We start from the raw sequence: 15,740 nt of genomic DNA, 5'->3' as shown, positions 1-15,740 counted from the left end.
GGCAGTCGGTGCAGATCTACAACCAGGAACGACCGCATCATTCTTTAAAATACAAAACGCCCGATGAACTTCATCGGACGTTTCTAACCGCGAACAGCGGTGCGTAGGTGTCAACCTATGTCAGGACGGGTCACCTTCGGGGCGGTTGGCTGTTTTGATTTATTAGTGTTGCCCCTGTGCTATCTGCCCACGGCGTTGCCAAAGAAGTCAGAACAAGGAAAGACCAACGCCCGTAGGCAAACAGACATAAGAAGCGCCGCGAAGGCAAAAAATCAAGGAAAACCACCGCCGCAGGCAAACCGAACAATGCCGCCGCCAAAGGCAAAAAAACAAAAAACCTATCACTTCCCCCCGGAAAGGCTAAATTCCAAAGCCGCCACGCCAGCCGGCAAATCAACCTTAACGCCGAGATCGACCATAGTCCTGCCAAGCGCATGCAACGTGCGAAAAAGATTATGCTCGCGGCACTGCTCGCCCATCTGCCCGATCCGAACAATCGGCAGCCCGAAGGAGCCGGATATCTCGACTTGATGCTGCCGCGAGATATGCGCGCACACGTCCCCAGGACTCAGCCCGACGGGCACTTCAATCCCCACGACAGAATTCAGCCGGCAAGCCGCAGGCGCATACAACTGCAAGCCCAAGGCCGTCACTCCCTCCTGCAACGCCAAAGAACACTTCAAATGCCGCGCAAAGCGCTTTTCCAAAGTCTCGGCGCAAACCAGCCGTAAAGCCTCATGCAAAGCCAGCACGCCGGACACAGGCGCGGTGTAGTGATATCCGGCGTTGTGCCAGAAATTCTCAGCGAGCGAAGCATCCAGACACCAATGCGCATTGGGCGCCGTACGCCCCTTCACCCTCTCCCAGGCGGCGCCGGAAAACGCAATCAAGGACACCCCGGGAATCGACGACAAGCCCTTCTGTCCGCCGGTAATCACCGCATCGATCCCCCATGCGTCCATCTCGAGCGGCATCGTGCTCAACGTGCACACCGCGTCGACGATCACGAGCGCGCCCGCGGCCTTCGCCAACGCCACAATGTCCTTCAAGTGGTAATTCCACACCGTATTGGACGTCTCGCCCTGCACCACCGTCACGATCTCCGGACGCTCGCGGCGGATCGCCTCGGCAATCTGGTCGAGGCTCGCAACCGAGCGGTCGGCGACCTCCAACGTCGTCACCCGCGCACCGACCCGCCGTCCCATCTCCGCCATGCGCTCGCTGAAAAAGCCGTTCTTGATGCTCAGCACCCGCGTGCCTTCCCACGCGAGATTGGAGATCGCCATTTCCATCGCGGCCGAACCCGGACCCGCTACGCCCAGCACCCATTTCGAATTCGTCTGGAACACGTAGCGCGCCATCGTCTTCACCTGGCCGATCACCTTCACCATCGTGCCGCCCAGGTGATTGATCACGACCGTGTTGGCCTTGGCGACGGCGGCGGGAATCGGCACCGGGCCGGCGCCCATCATCAGCAACGGCTCTTCGGGAAGAATGGCGTCGAGCGATTCGACAACCGGACAGGGCACTGCGGGGGACGCGGAATTGGATGATGAGGTCGGCATGATCGATACGTGAATGTCAGAGCGCAAAGGAACAAGCGGCCTCGCCAACGATGACATTGGCGAGGCCGTCGATTCGATCATTCACCGATCCGAGCGATTGCGCAAGTTTTTTGACTATGCTTCAGCGCCCGGAAACGTCGATCAATGTACAGATCAATGCGTCATTTCACCTTGCTCTTGTCGAGTTTCTTGCCGGTGGCCACAGCGACACACGGTCGCGATGAGCGAGATCGCGCAGACCACGCTCGATAACGTCGCGGCATGGCAGGCGGGTACGCCGCGCAATGTGGTGCAGGCGCGCGGTTAGGCGGGCGGCGCCCCCGGCTAGGCGCCCCCTTCCACCGCAATCGAGCGAATCGCCGTGCGGGCATCGTCCGCGGCGCCGCACACCTCGCGCAGCAACGCCGCCTCACGTTCGTGCACTTCCACCGGAAACCAGCGCGCGCCGGCATCGGCCAGATAGCGCGCGCGATGCTGGCCATTGCGAAACGCCACCACGCCCTCGCGCTCCAGACCCAACCAGCCCAACAAACCCGGCGCGCGACGCGTCGTGACCGTCACGTACGGCATCGCCGGAATGCGTGGGTTGTCAGGATCGAGAAACTCGCGGATGCCGCGCATCTTGCCCGAATGCCATTCGGCGACCGGCCTCAACACGTAACCGGTGTCGTCGCGATCCGCGCACGCCAGCAGCTTGCGCGCGTCGACCAATACCACTTGATGCCGCGTGCCGTCGGTGACGAAGACGCGCTTCAGACGCACATGGTCGTACCATGGATGGTCATGCAGAGGCACGATCCAGACCGGCTCGGCACCGGCCGGCGCGGCAGCGGACGATGGGTTGGACAATGGCAAAGGCAAAGACAGGCTCGATAAGCCAGCGCGCAAGCGCCAGCGGGTTAAAAGAGCGCCTACGCTACGAGTCGATTGTGTAAGAAGCATGACAAGCCAGTGGTTTAATCACCCGGCATCGGCGGGCGTCCGCAGGTCTTACGGAGACAACGATGATATCCACCCAAAATTTCACTGACCACGTGCGCATCGAGGCCAATGAGACTACCGGCGTCGCCACCATCGTGCTCGATCGTCCGGCCCGGCGTAATGCCGTGGACCGCCCTACCGCCGATGCGCTCAGCGCCGCCTTCCGCCGCTTCGAAGCGGAACCGGCGTGGCGCGCGGCGGTGCTGTTCGGCGCGGGCGGCACCTTCTGCGCCGGCGCGGACCTCACTGCGCTCGCCGACGACGCGCGCCGCAACGAACTGCATGCCGACGGCAGCGGCCCCGGCCCGATGGGACCGACACGCATGGCCTTCAGCAAACCGGTGATCGCGGCGATCGCCGGATACGCCGTCGCGGGCGGTCTGGAACTGGCCGCGCTGTGCGACCTGCGGGTGGTCGAAGAAGACGCGGTGCTCGGCGTGTTCTGCCGCCGTGTCGGCATTCCGCTGATCGACGGCGGCACGATCCGGCTACCGCGCCTGATCGGGCTCTCGCGCGCATTGGACCTGATTCTGACCGGCCGCGCCGTGCATGCCGAGGAAGCGCTCGGCTTCGGTCTGGCCAACCGCATCGTGCGCACGGGCGAGGCGCGCGCAGCGGCCGAACAGTTGGCCGCCGAGCTGGCGGCGTTTCCGCAAGCGGCGTTGCTGGCCGACCGCCGCTCTGCGTTCGAGCACAGCATGCTCGACGATCTCGCCGACGCGCTGCGGCGCGAAGGCGCCGGCGGCTATCAGGCGGTGTTCGACGAAGGCGTCGCGGGCGCCGCCCGTTTCGCCGACGGCGCCGGCCGCCACGGCGAAACGCTCGGCCCCGGCGGCAGCGGCCGCTAGGGCCGGCCAAACACCGGACCATCGCCGTTTAAGCCCGCCCCGCCGCGTCTTTCAGCGAAAAACAACAGTCCGCTTGACGCTCAGCAAAGCCGTTTTGACTTAGGTAGAATCCCTTACTGTTTACCCCTTGCACGGCGCATGCGCTTTTCGCCCCGAAAACGCGCGCCTGCCGCGTGGCGCTCCCCGCCACGCCGATTCTCGCTCCATCATCATGCCTTTACCCCTGCTCGCCCTTGCCGTTGCCGCTTTTGGAATCGGTACCACTGAATTCGTGATCATGGGCTTGCTGCCCGATGTCGCGCGCGACCTGGCCGTGTCGATTCCCGCTGCCGGCATGCTGGTGTCGGCCTACGCGCTCGGCGTCACGATCGGCGCGCCGATCGTCGCGATCGCGGTGGCGAACATGCCGCGCAAGAAGGCGCTGATGAGCCTGATCGGCGTGTTCATCGTCGGCAATCTGCTGTGCGCGGTCGCCCCGGGTTACGCGGTGCTGATGGCCGCGCGCATCGTCACGGCGTTCTGCCACGGCGCGTTCTTCGGCATCGGTTCGGTGGTCGCGGCCGGTCTGGTCGCGCCGAACCGCCGCGCGCAAGCGATTGCGCTGATGTTCACCGGCCTCACGCTCGCCAACGTGCTCGGCGTGCCGCTCGGCACCGCGCTCGGCCAGGCGGTCGGCTGGCGCGCGACCTTCTGGGCGGTCACCGGTATCGGCGTGCTCGCCGCGGGCGCGCTCGCCGTGTGCCTGCCGTCGAAAATCGACATGCAGAAGGCCAGCCTCGTGCGCGAGTTCAGCGTGCTGAAGAATCCGCAAGTGCTGATGGTGCTCGGCATCAGCGTGCTCGCATCGGCCAGCCTCTTTTCGACCTTCACGTACATCACGCCGATTCTCGAAGACGTGACCGGCTTCACCCCGCATGCGGTCACGCTGGTGCTGCTGCTGTTCGGCCTCGGCCTGACGGTCGGCAGCACGCTCGGCGGCAAGCTGGCCGACTGGCGGCTGCTGCCGTCGCTGGTGGCGTTTTTGCTGGCGATCGTCGTGATCCTGACTGTCTTCGCCGGCACGATGCACGCGGAGATTCCGGCGATGATCACGATCTTCGTGTGGGGCGTTCTGGCCTTCGCGATTGTGCCGCCGCTGCAAATGCTGATCGTCGACCGCGCGAACCATGCGCCGAATCTGGCATCGACCTTGAATCAGGGCGCCTTCAACCTCGGCAATGCGACGGGCGCCTGGCTCGGCGGCATGGCGATCGGCGCGGGCGCGCCGCTGACTACCTTGCCGTGGGTCGGCGTCGCGACCTCGACCGGCGCGCTGATGTTGACGCTGTGGTCGGTGTCGATCGACCGGCGTACGCAACGGATGGCCGTGCCGGGTTGAGCACTGACGCGGCTGGCGGATCGCCCTGGCCGCCCCTGGAAAATACCGCCGAACGCGGCCACCGTCCGCGTTCGCCCAATCCTCGCGAAGCCCCACACCAGGCCCCACAAAGATGTGAATGACCGGCGGGCGCCGCTGCGCGCGATCGGATGACGCTCCGGCACTGATTTTTGGCGCCTCCGATTGCACGTTTGGTGCTAATTTTGGTGCCACTTTGCACGGCGCTTCGCCAGGACAGCCGACGTCTCATGGCACAGTGGCCGGCATCGGGGAGAACGCCATGCCAACTCCGCCCATCCCGCGTCGTTTTTTCCTGCTGAGCGTGCTGATTGTTTGCGCGTCGATCTTCATGAGTTGCGGGGGCGGTGGTGGCGGCGGGACTTCAGGTGCGGCCAGCGCCGGTGGCAGCGGCACCGGCAGCGCAACCGGTGGAACGGGAAGCACGGGCGCGACGGGCGGCACGGGCACTTCGGGTACAGGCATGTCTTCAGGCGGCACAGCGACGTCCGCGGCCGGCGATGTCGCGACCTACCACAACGACATCGCGCGCACCGGCCAGAACCTCAACGAAACGATCCTCACCCCCGCGAACGTCAACGCGACTACGTTCGGCAAAGTCGGCTTCTTTACGGTGGACGGCAAGGTGGATGGCGAGCCGCTGTTCGTCGGATCGCTGGCGATTGCCGGCGGCACGCATAACGTGCTGTACGTCGTGACCGAGCACGACAGCGTATTTGCATTCGACGCCGATACCGGCGCGCAACTGTGGAAAGTATCGGCGCTCCGCGCCGGCGAAACGCCGAGCGACGATCTCGGTTGCCCGCAGATCACGCCGGAGATCGGCATCACGTCGACGCCGGTAATCGACCGCTCACGCGGGGCGCACGGCACGATCTATGTAGTCGCGATGACGAAAGACGCGGCCGGCGCCTACCACCAGCGCGTGCACGCGCTCGACCTCGCGAGCGGCGCCGAACTGCTGAACAGCCCGACCGAAGTCACTGCGTCGTATCCGGGCAGCGGCGCCAACAGTTCGAACGGCCGCGTCATATTCGCGCCGTCGTCTTACGCGGATCGCGCGGCGTTGCTGTTGCTCAACGGCGTCATTTACACGACGTGGACCTCGCATTGCGACGGAGGCGCTTACACCGGCTGGATCATCGGCTACAGCGCCGATACCTTGCAGCAGACCTCCGTGCTCGACGTCACGCCGAATGGTTCTGACGGCGCGATCTGGATGAGCGGCGCCGGCCCCGCGTCGGACGGATCGTCGATTTATCTGCTCGACGCGAACGGCACGTTCGATACGACGCTCAACGCCGGCGGCTTTCCCGCTCAAGGCGACTATGGCAATACGTATCTGAAACTCGGCACGGTTGGCGGGCTGTCGGTCGCGGATTACTTCGCGATGTCGAGCGTCGTTCAGGAGTCGAACGCCGACGAGGATCTCGGCTCGGGTGGCGCGCTCGTGCTGCCCGATCTCGCGGATGCGGGCGGCGCGGTTCACCATCTCACGCTGGGCACGGGTAAGGACGACATTATTTACGTCCTGAATCGCGACTCGATGGGGAAATTCAATCCGGCCGGCGACAACATCTACCAGGAAATTCCATCGCAGTTGAGCGGCGGCGAATTCGGCATGCCGGCCTATTTCAACAACACGGTTTATTTTGGCTCCGTCAGCGATCATTTGAAGGCGTTCACGATCACCAATGCGCGGTTATCGGCGACGCCCACGAGCCAGACCGCGATGGCTTTTGTTTACCCTGGGACGACGCCCAGCATTTCGGCCAATGGTTCTGCCAACGGGATTGTGTGGGCGGCTGAGAATGGCAACGTTGCGGCGTTGCATGCGTTCGATCCTGGCAATCTTGCCACCGAGTTGTATAACAGCAATCAGATGGGTACGCGCGATCAGTTCGGCGTGGGGAACAAGTTCATCACGCCGATGATTGCCAATGGGAAGGTTTATGTCGGTACGACGAACGGGGTTGCTGTGTTTGGATTGCTGGCGAAGTGAGCCACGGCGCTACCGGAGCGCCGGCAAAATCTCCCCGACGCACGTGCCAAACCCGACTCGATAGCCATCCCCCTGGCACCACCCGGCGAGGGTCAACTCATCACCATCTTCGATAAACGCACGTGTGCCGCCATCCGCCAACGCCAACGGTTTCTTCGCATTCCAGGTCAGCTCCAGCAGACTGCCGAATGAATCTTCGGCCGGACCGCTAATCGTCCCCGAACCCATCAGATCGCCGACGCGCGTATTGCATCCCGACACGGTGTGATGCGCGAGTTGCTGCGCCATCGTCCAGTACATGTGCCTGAAGTTGGTCCGCGCGATCGTGCTCGCCTGCTTCGCGTGTTGTGGCCGCAGCTTCACTTCCAGCGAGATGTCGAAAGCATGCTCGCCGTCGTGACGCAGGTACGCCAAAGGCTGCGGTTCCTGCACCGGCTGCGCGACGCGGAACGGCTCGAGCGCGTCGAGCGTGACGATCCACGGCGAGATGGTGGTCGCGAAGGTCTTCGCGTTGAACGGTCCGAGCGGCACATATTCCCACTGCTGGATATCGCGCGCGCTCCAGTCGTTCAGCAGCACCATGCCGAAGATATGCGCTTCGGCATCGGCGCATGCGATCGGCTCGCCCAAGGCGTTACCCCGACCGATCACGAAACCCGTCTCCAGTTCGATATCCAGCTTGCGGCACGCGCCGAATACCGGGCGCTCCTGATCAGGCAGCTTCAGTTGACCGTTGGGACGGCGCACCGGCGTGCCGCTCACCACCACCGACGAAGCGCGCCCGTTATAGCCGATCGGCATCTCCGACCAGTTCGGCAGCAGCGCATTCTTCGGATCCCGGAACATCGAGCCGACGTTGGTCGCGTGCTCCTTCGACGAATAAAAATCGGTGTAGCCGGGAATCTCCACCGGCAGATGGAGTTGCGCGTCGGCCTGGCGCACCAGCACCTTCGAACGCAAGGCGGCATCGTCGCGCAAGGTCGCCGTGTCGCGCGCCAGCAGGCTGCTCAACTGAATGCGCACGCTGCGCCATGCATCGCGGCCGAGCGAGATGAAATCGTTGAGCGTGTCGCGGGCAAAAACGCCATCCTTCGACACCTTCAGCACGCCAGCCGCCTCGAGCGCCGCCAGATCGACGATCTCGTCACCGATCGCCACGCCCACGCGGCGCGCGGCATTGTTCCTGTCGCTGAAAATACCGAACGGCAGATTCTGAATCGAAAAATCGTTCGTCGATTCGTTGGCCGATTCGATCCAGCTCTTGCGCGACGGATCGAGCGTCGCCTGAAGATCGCTCAATGCGTTCATCGTTGCTCCGGGTTGAAATGTTTCTTGAGACCTTGCCAGCACTCGTAGTAATGCGCCTGCAATTGCGCTGTTTCGAGTGCGAAACGGGTCGGCTTGATCAGCGTGCGGGTTTCGAACATGAAGGCCATCGTGTCGCGGACTTTGTTCGGCGTCGACGTATCGCTATGCGAAGCCTTTTCGAAGGTGTCCGCGTCCGGGCCGTGACCCGACATGCAGTTGTGCAGACTCGCGCCGCCCGGCACGAACCCCTCGGCCTTCGCGTCGTACACGCCGTGCACGAGGCCCATGAATTCGCTCGCGACGTTGCGATGGAACCAGGGCGGGCGGAAGGTATCCTCGGCAGCGAGCCAGCGCGGCGGAAAGATCACGAAGTCGATCGTATCGACGCCCGGCGTATCGCTTTGCGCTTGCAGCACGAGGAAGATCGACGGATCCGGATGGTCGAAGCTGATCGAGCCGATCGTGTTGAAGCGGCGCAGATCGTATTTGTACGGCGCGTAATTGCCGTGCCACGCCACCACGTCGAGCAGCGAATGGCCGATGTCCGCGCGCCACAGATTGCCGTTCATCTTCGCGACGAGTTCGAAGACGCCTTCGCGGTCTTCGTAGGCGGCATGCGGCGTGAGGAAGTCGCGCGGATTGGCGAGGCCGTTCGAGCCGATCGGGCCGAGATCCGGCAGGCGCAGCAGCGCACCGAAGTTCTCGCAGAGGTAGCCGCGCGCCGCGCCATCCGGCAAGCTCACCGCAAAGCGCACGCCGCGCGGGATCACTGCGATCTCGAACGGTTCGACATCGAGCCGGCCGAGCTCGGTCGCGATATGCAGGCGCCCCTCCTGCGGCACGATCAGCAACTCGCCGTCCGCGTTATAGAAAAAGCGGTCCTTCATCGACCGGTTCGCCGCATACAGATGGATCGCGCAACCGTTCATCGCTTCCGCTGAACCGTTGCCCGCCATCGTCACCCAGCCGTTGATGAAATCGGTCGGCTCGGCTGGCATCGGCAACGCGTCCCAGCGCAACTGGTTCGGCGGCGTCGGCGGCACTTCGGCAAAGTTGGCGACGAGCCGGTCCGACGGCAGCGGTGTGAACGGTTTATGCACCGCGGCCGGACGAATCCGGTACAGCCACGAACGGCGGTTATGGCTGCGCGGCGCGGTGAACGCGGTGCCCGACAATTGTTCGGCATACAGACCATAGGCCGCGCGCTGCGGCGAGTTACGGCCCTCGGGCAGCGCGCCCGGCAGTGCTTCGGTTGCGAATTCGTTCGCAAAACCCGACTGATAGCCCGGCTCGATTTCGAGCCGCGAACTGGCGGTATTCGGCGTGCGTGTTGGGGTTGTTGCGGTATTCATGCAAGGTTCTCCGTTGATACTTGAGCTGTCGACATGAGCTGCCGACGCGAGCTGTCTACGTCAGGCGGTCTGCGGCGCCGCTGGGCCGCGGCCGGCGCGGAACAGCCCGGCGACCGCCGCGCCGTCGTTACGCTTCTCACGTACGACGACACGTGTGTTCGCATCGATCGGCGGCGTCGGATCGAAGTTCGCGAGCCAGCGCAGCGCGCGCTGCGCCCCTTTAGCACCAGCATGCGCACTCACCCATCGCAGTCGCGCTTGGATTTACGTATAGTAAAACTAATTACGTATAGTGAAATTAACGTATACCCTGAATGATCTGTCCGGAAGCCGGAACGGCCCATGGCACAAGCGTTCGGCCGATAACGTTATGAGCATTTTGTTCATGTGCGCGCGGTGCGGACTGCTACCATCAGGAAATGCGGCAATCGAGTCGCGCTGCCGAGCGCCGAGTGCGCATCTACTGCCATCCATTCGTCCTTCATGATTCCGCCGACCATCCCCGACCTCATTGCCCGCGCCGCCGGTCACCCGTTTCTCGGCGAACATCTGGCGATGGGAACAGGCGTGCATAGCGAATACGCCATGGCCGAATTCGACGGCATCCGACTCGGCAGCGCCTATGAGCCGATCTTCGATATCAGCGTGCATTCGTTGGCGCAGTCGCTTTCGTCGGGTCCCGAGGGCGTGGACCGTTTCGGCGATGAACTGGGTTTTCAGGCGGTGACGCAGCGTCTCGATGGCGAGCCGTTCGACGTCTTCGATCCATTCGATCAGATTGCCGACGATCAGGAGCTGGTCGCGCTCGACCGCATGTCACGCGCGCTGCACGCAATCAATTTCTTCGGCACGCAGCGGCATGGACTGCTGTTTCTGCGCGTGCATGAGCGCTTGCTGAAGAGCGTGAAGTACGACCACGGACGGCATTTTTCGAGCGTGCTGGTGTCGTTCGGACTGAATCCGTCACGCGTGGTGATCGAGTTGCCGGCGGCAGCGGTCGCGCACAAGACCTTCCTCGGCTATCTGACCAGGAGCTATCAGCGCTACGGTTTCAAGGTGGCGGGCAATCTGTCGAATGCCGGGCAGATTCTGTCGGTGTCCGATACAGCGCGGCTCGACTTCATCAAGATGGATGCGGCAGTCGCGTTGCGCGAATCGATGGTCAAACCGCTCGTGGGTTACGCGAGCCGGCTACGGATTCCGCTGATCTTCAATCGCGTCATGGACGGCCCGCAGTTCGACGCGCTTCAGCAATACGACGTGCGCTTCGTGCAAGGGCCGTTGTTCAACGCGCATTATCACGATCGGGCGGCTTGAGGCGCTCGAGCATTTTTATGTTGCCGCTGCGTTTTTGGCTTGAGTGTTAGTTCTGGCCGATTAGCGCCTCACCCGCCACGTCAACCCGTATCGCCCAGGCGCCGGGCCAGGGCTTTCAGGCGCGGCGCCACGCTTTCCCGAAACACCTCCTCTCCCATCGACGACGCCGGCCCGCTGCAACTGAGCACCAGCCAGCGCCCTTCGCGCGGCTCGCGAAACGGCACCGCCACCGCGTTCACATCGTCATGCCAGGCGCGAAACGAATAGCAGCAGCGTTCCTGCGCGAAGGCTTCGATTTCGACTTCCGCGTCGGCCACTAAAGCCGGGCCGTCTTTGCCCGCGGCCTTTTTCAGTTCGGCCAGCAAGGCCACGCGCACGTCGGACGGCTGCACCGCGAGATAAGCGCGTCCCATCGAACTCGTCAGCATCGACAGTTTTGAGCCGGAGGCGAGCCCGAGCGTCAGCGCAGTTTCACTGCGGATGGTATCGAGGTAAATCATGTCGAGGCCGTCGCGGCAACCGAGCGACACCGCCGCCCCCACTTCGCGTGCAAACGTGCGCATATGGGGGCGCGCGAGTTCGAGCGTGTCGGTGCCCGACAGCAGCGCAAAACCGAGCGACAGCACGCCGGCATCGAGCGCATATTTGCCGACTGATTCGTCGAGCCGCAAATAGCCGAGCACGGTGAGCGTGTAGGCGAGACGGTTGACGGTCGCCTTCGGCAAGCCGGTTCGCTCGACGAAATCGCGGTTGCCGAGCATCGTTTCGCCCGGCCTGAACGCGCGCAGCAGATCCAGCCCGCGTGCCAGGGCGACGACGAATTTGCGCTCGTCGAGCGGTTCGGAGAGAGTGGATGTGGGCGTCATGTGGTGATACACTCGATCGTAGTTTGCAGAACATTGTTTCGCATAGCGGAACTTAAGTCAAGTTCGTCAAGGCAAACTCAAGTCACAGAAATCAGGAGATACGTCATGGCCGAGGCCGCGCAGTTTCACTGGGAAGACCCGTTGCTGCTGGATCAGCAGCTCACTGAAGACGAACGGATGGTGCGCGACGCCGCCGCCGCATACTCGCAAGACAAACTTGCCCCGCGTGTGCTCGAAGCGTTCCGTCACGAGAAGACCGACATCGAGATCTTCCGCGAGATGGGCGAACTCGGCCTGCTCGGCCCGACCATTCCGGAGCAATACGGCGGCCCCGGTCTGAACTATGTGGCGTACGGCCTGATCGCGCGCGAGGTGGAGCGCGTCGATTCCGGGTACCGGTCGATGATGTCGGTGCAATCGTCGCTGGTGATGGTGCCGATCTACGAATTCGGCTCGGATGCGCAAAAGCAGAAGTACCTGCCGAAGCTCGCCACCGGCGAGTGGATCGGCTGCTTCGGCCTGACTGAACCGGACCACGGCTCCGATCCGGGCAGCATGGTCACGCGGGCGAAGAAGGTCGACAGCGGCTACTCGCTGTCGGGCTCGAAAATGTGGATCACCAATTCGCCGATCGCCGACGTCTTCGTCGTGTGGGCGAAGCTCGAAGAAAACGGCAAGGACTCGATTCGCGGCTTCATTCTCGAGAAGGGTTGGAAAGGGCTGTCGGCGCCGACCATTCATAGCAAGGTGGGCCTGCGCGCTTCGATCACCGGTGAGATCGTGCTCGACGAAGTGTTCGTGCCGGAAGAAAACCGCTTCCCGGAAGTCAGCGGCTTGCGCGGTCCGTTCACGTGCCTGAATTCGGCGCGCTACGGCATCGCCTGGGGTGCGCTTGGCGCGGCTGAATCGTGCTGGCACACGGCGCGTCAGTACGTGCTGGATCGCAAACAGTTCGGCCGGCCGCTCGCCGCGAACCAGCTGATCCAGAAAAAACTCGCCGACATGCAAACCGAAATCACGCTCGGTCTGCAAGGCGTGCTGCGCCTCGGCCGGATGAAGGACGAAGGCACCGCGGCTGTCGAAATCACCTCGATCATGAAGCGTAACTCATGCGGCAAGGCGCTCGACATTGCGCGGCTCGCACGCGACATGCTCGGCGGCAACGGTATCTCGGACGAGTTCGGCATCGCGCGGCATCTGGTGAACCTGGAAGTGGTGAACACGTACGAAGGCACGCACGATATTCACGCGCTGATTCTCGGGCGCGCGCAAACTGGGATTCAGGCGTTTTTCTGATGATGCGTCGCTAGTTGGCGTCGCGCGATAAAAAAGGCCGGTTCTTTCGAACCGGCCTTCTTCGTTGTAGCGCCGCGGCTTTGTGTCGCGGCTTTGTGTCGCGGCTTTGTGTCGCGGCTTTATGCCGCAGCTTTATGCCGCAGCTTTATGCCGCAGCTTTATGCCGCGGCTTTATACCGCGGCTTCCTGCATGGCTTATTTCGTTGCTTGCTTCGCGGTTTGCTTCGCGGCTTATTTGTCAGGCTGCGGCGTCAGACGCAGATACGGACGCAGCGCCTTATAGCCCTTCGGAAATTTCTGCTTGATCACTTCCTCGTCCTTCAACGACGGCACGATCACCACGTCATCGCCCTGCTTCCAGTTGCCGGGCGTGGCAACCGAATAATTGTCGGTGAGTTGCAGCGAGTCGACCACCCGCAGCACTTCGTCGAAGTTGCGGCCGGTGCTGGCCGGGTACGTGATGATCAGCCGCACCTTCTTCTTCGGATCGATCACGAACAGCGAGCGCACCGTGAGCGTTTCGTTGGCGTTCGGATGGATCATGTCGTAGAGCTCGGCGACCTTGCGATCGCCGTCGGCGAGAATCGGGAATCCGACGCTCGCGGCCTGCGTCTCGTTGATGTCCTTGATCCATTCCTTGTGCGACTCGGCGCTGTCGACCGACAACGCGATCGTCTTCACATTGCGCTTTTCGAACTCGCCGGCCAGCTTGGCCGTCAACCCCAGTTCGGTCGTGCAGACCGGCGTGAAGTCCGCCGGGTGCGAAAACAGCACGCCCCAACTATCGCCCAGCCATTCGTGGAACCTGATGCGGCCGATACTCGACTCCTGTTCGAAATCCGGTGCGATGTCGCCAAGACGTAGACTCATGTTGCAGCTCCTTGATGTATTCGGACATTTCGCGCGAGCGTTCGCCCGCAGCGCCCCGCTAGGCGCGCCCCGCAAAAATACAGCATACGGGAGCGGCCGTACACGAAGAACCAAGATTGCGTCACTACTTTATGCGTTTTTGTAATTTTCACTGCTTTGGTGGAAACTTTGCGGGACAGATCAACTCCATCTCAGGCAAACTTTGCTGCACGGTGTACTCGATCGTGGAATTTTCTGGCTTTACCTCAACCGGGAACGGTTCGTGCGTTTGTTTTGACGAATCGGGCACTGTGCTCGCCAGCGGCCGTTTCTTTGGTTACGATTCACGCGTGGCGTGACACGAAGGGGAGCTATCAATGTCGGAAGTCAACAAGGAGAGATTGATGTCGGATATCAAAACCGTCCTCGCGGACGCTGAAGATCTGCTGAAACAGGCCGCGAGCGCCACCGGCGAACGTGCTTCGGAACTGCGCGAAACGGCGCTTACGCGTTTGAAGCAGGCGCGGGAGAAGGCGGCTGACGTGCAGGTCGTAGTGGTCGAAAAAGGCAAAAAGGCCGCCCGCGCCACCGACGACTATGTGCACGAACATCCGTGGGCATCCATCGGCATCGCAGCGGGCGCCGGCGTGCTGCTGGGACTGCTGATCAACCGCAAGTAAAACCGGTCCCGTTGCCGGGCGAACGACGTCCGGCACACCAGCAAATCGAGTTGACCGGCGCAGGCCCGGCCGGTCCGCTTTTCCTGGCGCGCTCGCTCCCGCGCCGGTTAGGCTTTCACACGCAACGTCCACTGCCATGACGATCGATACACAATCGCAGCGCGGAGAACACAGTCCGTTGCGCCGCATCATCGGTTCTGTGTTTGCCATTCTGCAAACGCGGCTTGAACTGGTCGGCATCGAACTCGCCGAAGAAAAAGACCGTCTGCTCAGCGTGCTGTTCCTCTGCCTCGCCGCCATGATGCTCGCTACGATGGCCTTGGTCGCCTTGACGGCGCTGATTGCTATCGCGTTCTGGGACACGTACCGATGGCAGGCGCTCGCCGGCATCACGGCGGTTTATGCGATTGCCGGACTGGCCTGTGCGCTGAAGGCGCGCAGCGGTTTGCGCAATGCGCCGATGGTCTTCGAAGCCACTATTGCCGAGTTCGAGAAAGACCGGGATATCTTCCGCAAACAGTGACACGGCTACGCGTAAGCGGTGATTGAAGCGCCCTGTGCCTTCCGCATCTGCCGCCAGCGTTTAGCAGCGCCGTCTTACTGTCCTCCACTACTGCCGCCCACCCGCCATGAGCCAAAGCCATTCCGATACCGCTTTCCGCAACAAGCGCCACCAGGCGAGAGATTTGAGCGCGCCGCATCTGCGCGCGTTGCGCAAGGAACTGCTGATGGTGCGCGCGGACGTGGAGCGGGTGGAACTCGCTCAGGCAACCGTCGAACTGCGGCAAGCCGTGACGCACTTCAGCTGGCTCAAATTCATCGTGCCGGGCTTCGGCGGCATGCGCGTGGGCAGCGGATCGAAAGCAGGCATCCTGAACGCAGCAAACATCGGCGTGCTACTCAAACAGTACCCGCTCATCAGTTCGATCGCCTCGATCTTGCTGGCCAAGCCGCTACGCGCGGCCGTCCTGGCCAGCGCGAAACCTGTGATCAAGTGGGGCGGCCTTGCGCTTGCCGGCTGGGAAGCGTACCGGATCTGGCAGCAGATAAAGAACGATTCCACTGCGTCCGCTGGTGGTGGCAAAGCAGGACCTGCCGATGGCGGCCCCTGAACCGCGCGGCTACGAAGTTCTCGGGATAGCTGATCGATTGGTCTGTGTGTGTGGCTTGCCTTCGAGTCGGGCTTGCCTTCGAGTCGGGCTTGCCTTCGAGTCGGGCTTGCCTTTGAGCCGAGCTTGCCTTTGAGCCGAGCTTGCCTTTGAGCCGAGCTTGCCTTTGAG

17 protein-coding genes are annotated in these 15,740 nt (G+C 62.6%); 10 read left to right on the top strand and 7 right to left on the bottom strand.

Annotated features, from left to right (window positions below):
* Positions 1-107 (top strand): integrase core domain-containing protein (locus AC3WLT_RS35775; RefSeq protein ID WP_492596292.1); only part of this gene is annotated, 107 nt, incomplete at its 5' end.
* Positions 108-341: 234 nt separating this feature from the next.
* Here AC3WLT_RS35775 and AC3WLT_RS35770 read toward each other — a convergent pair.
* On the bottom strand, positions 342-1,565 hold the full coding sequence (locus AC3WLT_RS35770; RefSeq protein WP_492596291.1) for a pyridoxal-phosphate-dependent aminotransferase family protein: 1,224 nt from the start codon (positions 1,563-1,565) through the stop codon (positions 342-344).
* A gap of 13 nt (positions 1,566-1,578) precedes the next feature.
* Here AC3WLT_RS35770 and AC3WLT_RS35765 point away from each other — a divergent pair, with 13 nt between their 5' ends.
* Positions 1,579-1,872, top strand: a complete 294-nt coding sequence (locus tag AC3WLT_RS35765; protein WP_492596293.1) for a hypothetical protein — start codon at positions 1,579-1,581, stop codon at positions 1,870-1,872.
* A gap of 17 nt (positions 1,873-1,889) precedes the next feature.
* Here AC3WLT_RS35765 and AC3WLT_RS35760 read toward each other — a convergent pair whose 3' ends face one another.
* The gene (locus AC3WLT_RS35760) at positions 1,890-2,507 is read right to left on the bottom strand and encodes a plasmid fertility inhibition factor family protein (RefSeq protein ID WP_492596290.1); all 618 of its coding nucleotides are present in this window, start codon (positions 2,505-2,507) and stop codon (positions 1,890-1,892) included.
* 62 nt (positions 2,508-2,569) lie between these two features.
* Here AC3WLT_RS35760 and AC3WLT_RS35755 point away from each other — a divergent pair, with 62 nt between their 5' ends.
* From AC3WLT_RS35755 to AC3WLT_RS35745, 3 genes are all read left to right on the top strand, one after another.
* Positions 2,570-3,394 carry a crotonase/enoyl-CoA hydratase family protein gene (locus AC3WLT_RS35755; RefSeq protein ID WP_492596289.1) on the top strand — a complete coding sequence of 275 codons (825 nt, stop codon included), beginning with the start codon at positions 2,570-2,572 and terminating at the stop codon, positions 3,392-3,394.
* 211 nt (positions 3,395-3,605) lie between these two features.
* Complete coding sequence (locus tag AC3WLT_RS35750) at positions 3,606-4,772, top strand: MFS transporter (protein WP_492596288.1); 1,167 nt, start codon at positions 3,606-3,608, stop codon at positions 4,770-4,772.
* Positions 4,773-5,052: 280 nt separating this feature from the next.
* Positions 5,053-6,792 (top strand): pyrrolo-quinoline quinone, encoded by a 1,740-nt coding sequence (locus AC3WLT_RS35745; RefSeq protein WP_492596287.1) that lies wholly within the window; start codon positions 5,053-5,055, stop codon positions 6,790-6,792.
* Positions 6,793-6,801: 9 nt separating this feature from the next.
* Here AC3WLT_RS35745 and fahA read toward each other — a convergent pair whose 3' ends face one another.
* From fahA to AC3WLT_RS35730, 3 genes are read right to left on the bottom strand one after another with little or no spacing between them, the layout of a single operon-like run.
* On the bottom strand, positions 6,802-8,100 hold the full coding sequence (gene fahA / locus AC3WLT_RS35740; protein ID WP_492596286.1) for a fumarylacetoacetase: 1,299 nt from the start codon (positions 8,098-8,100) through the stop codon (positions 6,802-6,804).
* Positions 8,097-9,452 (bottom strand): homogentisate 1,2-dioxygenase, encoded by a 1,356-nt coding sequence (gene hmgA, locus AC3WLT_RS35735; RefSeq protein WP_492596285.1) that lies wholly within the window; start codon positions 9,450-9,452, stop codon positions 8,097-8,099. Before hmgA ends, fahA begins: the two co-directional genes overlap by 4 nt.
* A gap of 60 nt (positions 9,453-9,512) precedes the next feature.
* Positions 9,513-9,695: a hypothetical protein gene (locus tag AC3WLT_RS35730; RefSeq protein ID WP_492596284.1), complete on the bottom strand. Its 183-nt coding sequence runs from the start codon at positions 9,693-9,695 to the stop codon at positions 9,513-9,515.
* Between the two features lie 240 nt (positions 9,696-9,935).
* Here AC3WLT_RS35730 and AC3WLT_RS35725 point away from each other — a divergent pair, with 240 nt between their 5' ends.
* Positions 9,936-10,769, top strand: a complete 834-nt coding sequence (locus AC3WLT_RS35725) for an EAL domain-containing protein (RefSeq protein ID WP_492596283.1) — start codon at positions 9,936-9,938, stop codon at positions 10,767-10,769.
* Between the two features lie 80 nt (positions 10,770-10,849).
* Here AC3WLT_RS35725 and AC3WLT_RS35720 read toward each other — a convergent pair whose 3' ends face one another.
* Entirely contained in the window at positions 10,850-11,635 is a 786-nt protein-coding gene (locus AC3WLT_RS35720) for an IclR family transcriptional regulator (protein WP_492596282.1), read from the bottom strand.
* A gap of 105 nt (positions 11,636-11,740) precedes the next feature.
* Here AC3WLT_RS35720 and AC3WLT_RS35715 point away from each other — a divergent pair, with 105 nt between their 5' ends.
* Positions 11,741-12,931, top strand: a complete 1,191-nt coding sequence (locus AC3WLT_RS35715) for an acyl-CoA dehydrogenase (protein ID WP_492596281.1) — start codon at positions 11,741-11,743, stop codon at positions 12,929-12,931.
* 231 nt (positions 12,932-13,162) lie between these two features.
* Here the strand turns inward: AC3WLT_RS35715 and AC3WLT_RS35710 are convergent, their stop codons facing one another.
* Entirely contained in the window at positions 13,163-13,801 is a 639-nt protein-coding gene (locus tag AC3WLT_RS35710) for a peroxiredoxin (RefSeq protein ID WP_492596280.1), read from the bottom strand.
* Between the two features lie 356 nt (positions 13,802-14,157).
* Here AC3WLT_RS35710 and AC3WLT_RS35705 point away from each other — a divergent pair, with 356 nt between their 5' ends.
* From AC3WLT_RS35705 to AC3WLT_RS35695, 3 genes are all read left to right on the top strand, one after another.
* Complete coding sequence (locus tag AC3WLT_RS35705; protein ID WP_091796641.1) at positions 14,158-14,460, top strand: ElaB/YgaM/YqjD family protein; 303 nt, start codon at positions 14,158-14,160, stop codon at positions 14,458-14,460.
* 136 nt (positions 14,461-14,596) lie between these two features.
* Positions 14,597-14,983: a phage holin family protein gene (locus AC3WLT_RS35700; RefSeq protein WP_492596279.1), complete on the top strand. Its 387-nt coding sequence runs from the start codon at positions 14,597-14,599 to the stop codon at positions 14,981-14,983.
* Between the two features lie 106 nt (positions 14,984-15,089).
* Positions 15,090-15,572 carry a DUF3318 domain-containing protein gene (locus AC3WLT_RS35695; protein WP_492596278.1) on the top strand — a complete coding sequence of 161 codons (483 nt, stop codon included), beginning with the start codon at positions 15,090-15,092 and terminating at the stop codon, positions 15,570-15,572.
* Positions 15,573-15,740 lie beyond the last annotated feature (168 nt).

It is taken from the genome of Paraburkholderia sp. FW306-2-2C-D06C, from assembly GCF_058781505.1.
Note: the sequence above shows the minus strand (reverse complement) of the source record. Positions and strands in the feature narration are given on the sequence as shown.

Bases quoted from the DNA above. Each gene is read 5' to 3' on its own strand.
- fahA (WP_492596286.1), bottom strand. From the start codon at position 8,100: ATGAACGCATTGAGCGATCTTCAGGCGACGCTCGATCCGTCGCGCAAG.
- AC3WLT_RS35750 (WP_492596288.1), top strand. From the start codon at position 3,606: ATGCCTTTACCCCTGCTCGCCCTTGCCGTTGCCGCTTTTGGAATCGGT.
- AC3WLT_RS35760 (WP_492596290.1), bottom strand. From the start codon at position 2,507: ATGCTTCTTACACAATCGACTCGTAGCGTAGGCGCTCTTTTAACCCGC.
- AC3WLT_RS35755 (WP_492596289.1), top strand. From the start codon at position 2,570: ATGATATCCACCCAAAATTTCACTGACCACGTGCGCATCGAGGCCAAT.
- AC3WLT_RS35745 (WP_492596287.1), top strand. From the start codon at position 5,053: ATGCCAACTCCGCCCATCCCGCGTCGTTTTTTCCTGCTGAGCGTGCTG.
- AC3WLT_RS35695 (WP_492596278.1), top strand. From the start codon at position 15,090: ATGAGCCAAAGCCATTCCGATACCGCTTTCCGCAACAAGCGCCACCAG.
- AC3WLT_RS35705 (WP_091796641.1), top strand. From the start codon at position 14,158: ATGTCGGAAGTCAACAAGGAGAGATTGATGTCGGATATCAAAACCGTC.
- AC3WLT_RS35700 (WP_492596279.1), top strand. From the start codon at position 14,597: ATGACGATCGATACACAATCGCAGCGCGGAGAACACAGTCCGTTGCGC.
- AC3WLT_RS35765 (WP_492596293.1), top strand. From the start codon at position 1,579: ATGTCAGAGCGCAAAGGAACAAGCGGCCTCGCCAACGATGACATTGGC.
- AC3WLT_RS35710 (WP_492596280.1), bottom strand. From the start codon at position 13,801: ATGAGTCTACGTCTTGGCGACATCGCACCGGATTTCGAACAGGAGTCG.
- AC3WLT_RS35770 (WP_492596291.1), bottom strand. From the start codon at position 1,565: ATGCCGACCTCATCATCCAATTCCGCGTCCCCCGCAGTGCCCTGTCCG.
- AC3WLT_RS35720 (WP_492596282.1), bottom strand. From the start codon at position 11,635: ATGACGCCCACATCCACTCTCTCCGAACCGCTCGACGAGCGCAAATTC.
- hmgA (WP_492596285.1), bottom strand. From the start codon at position 9,452: ATGAATACCGCAACAACCCCAACACGCACGCCGAATACCGCCAGTTCG.
- AC3WLT_RS35725 (WP_492596283.1), top strand. From the start codon at position 9,936: ATGATTCCGCCGACCATCCCCGACCTCATTGCCCGCGCCGCCGGTCAC.
- AC3WLT_RS35715 (WP_492596281.1), top strand. From the start codon at position 11,741: ATGGCCGAGGCCGCGCAGTTTCACTGGGAAGACCCGTTGCTGCTGGAT.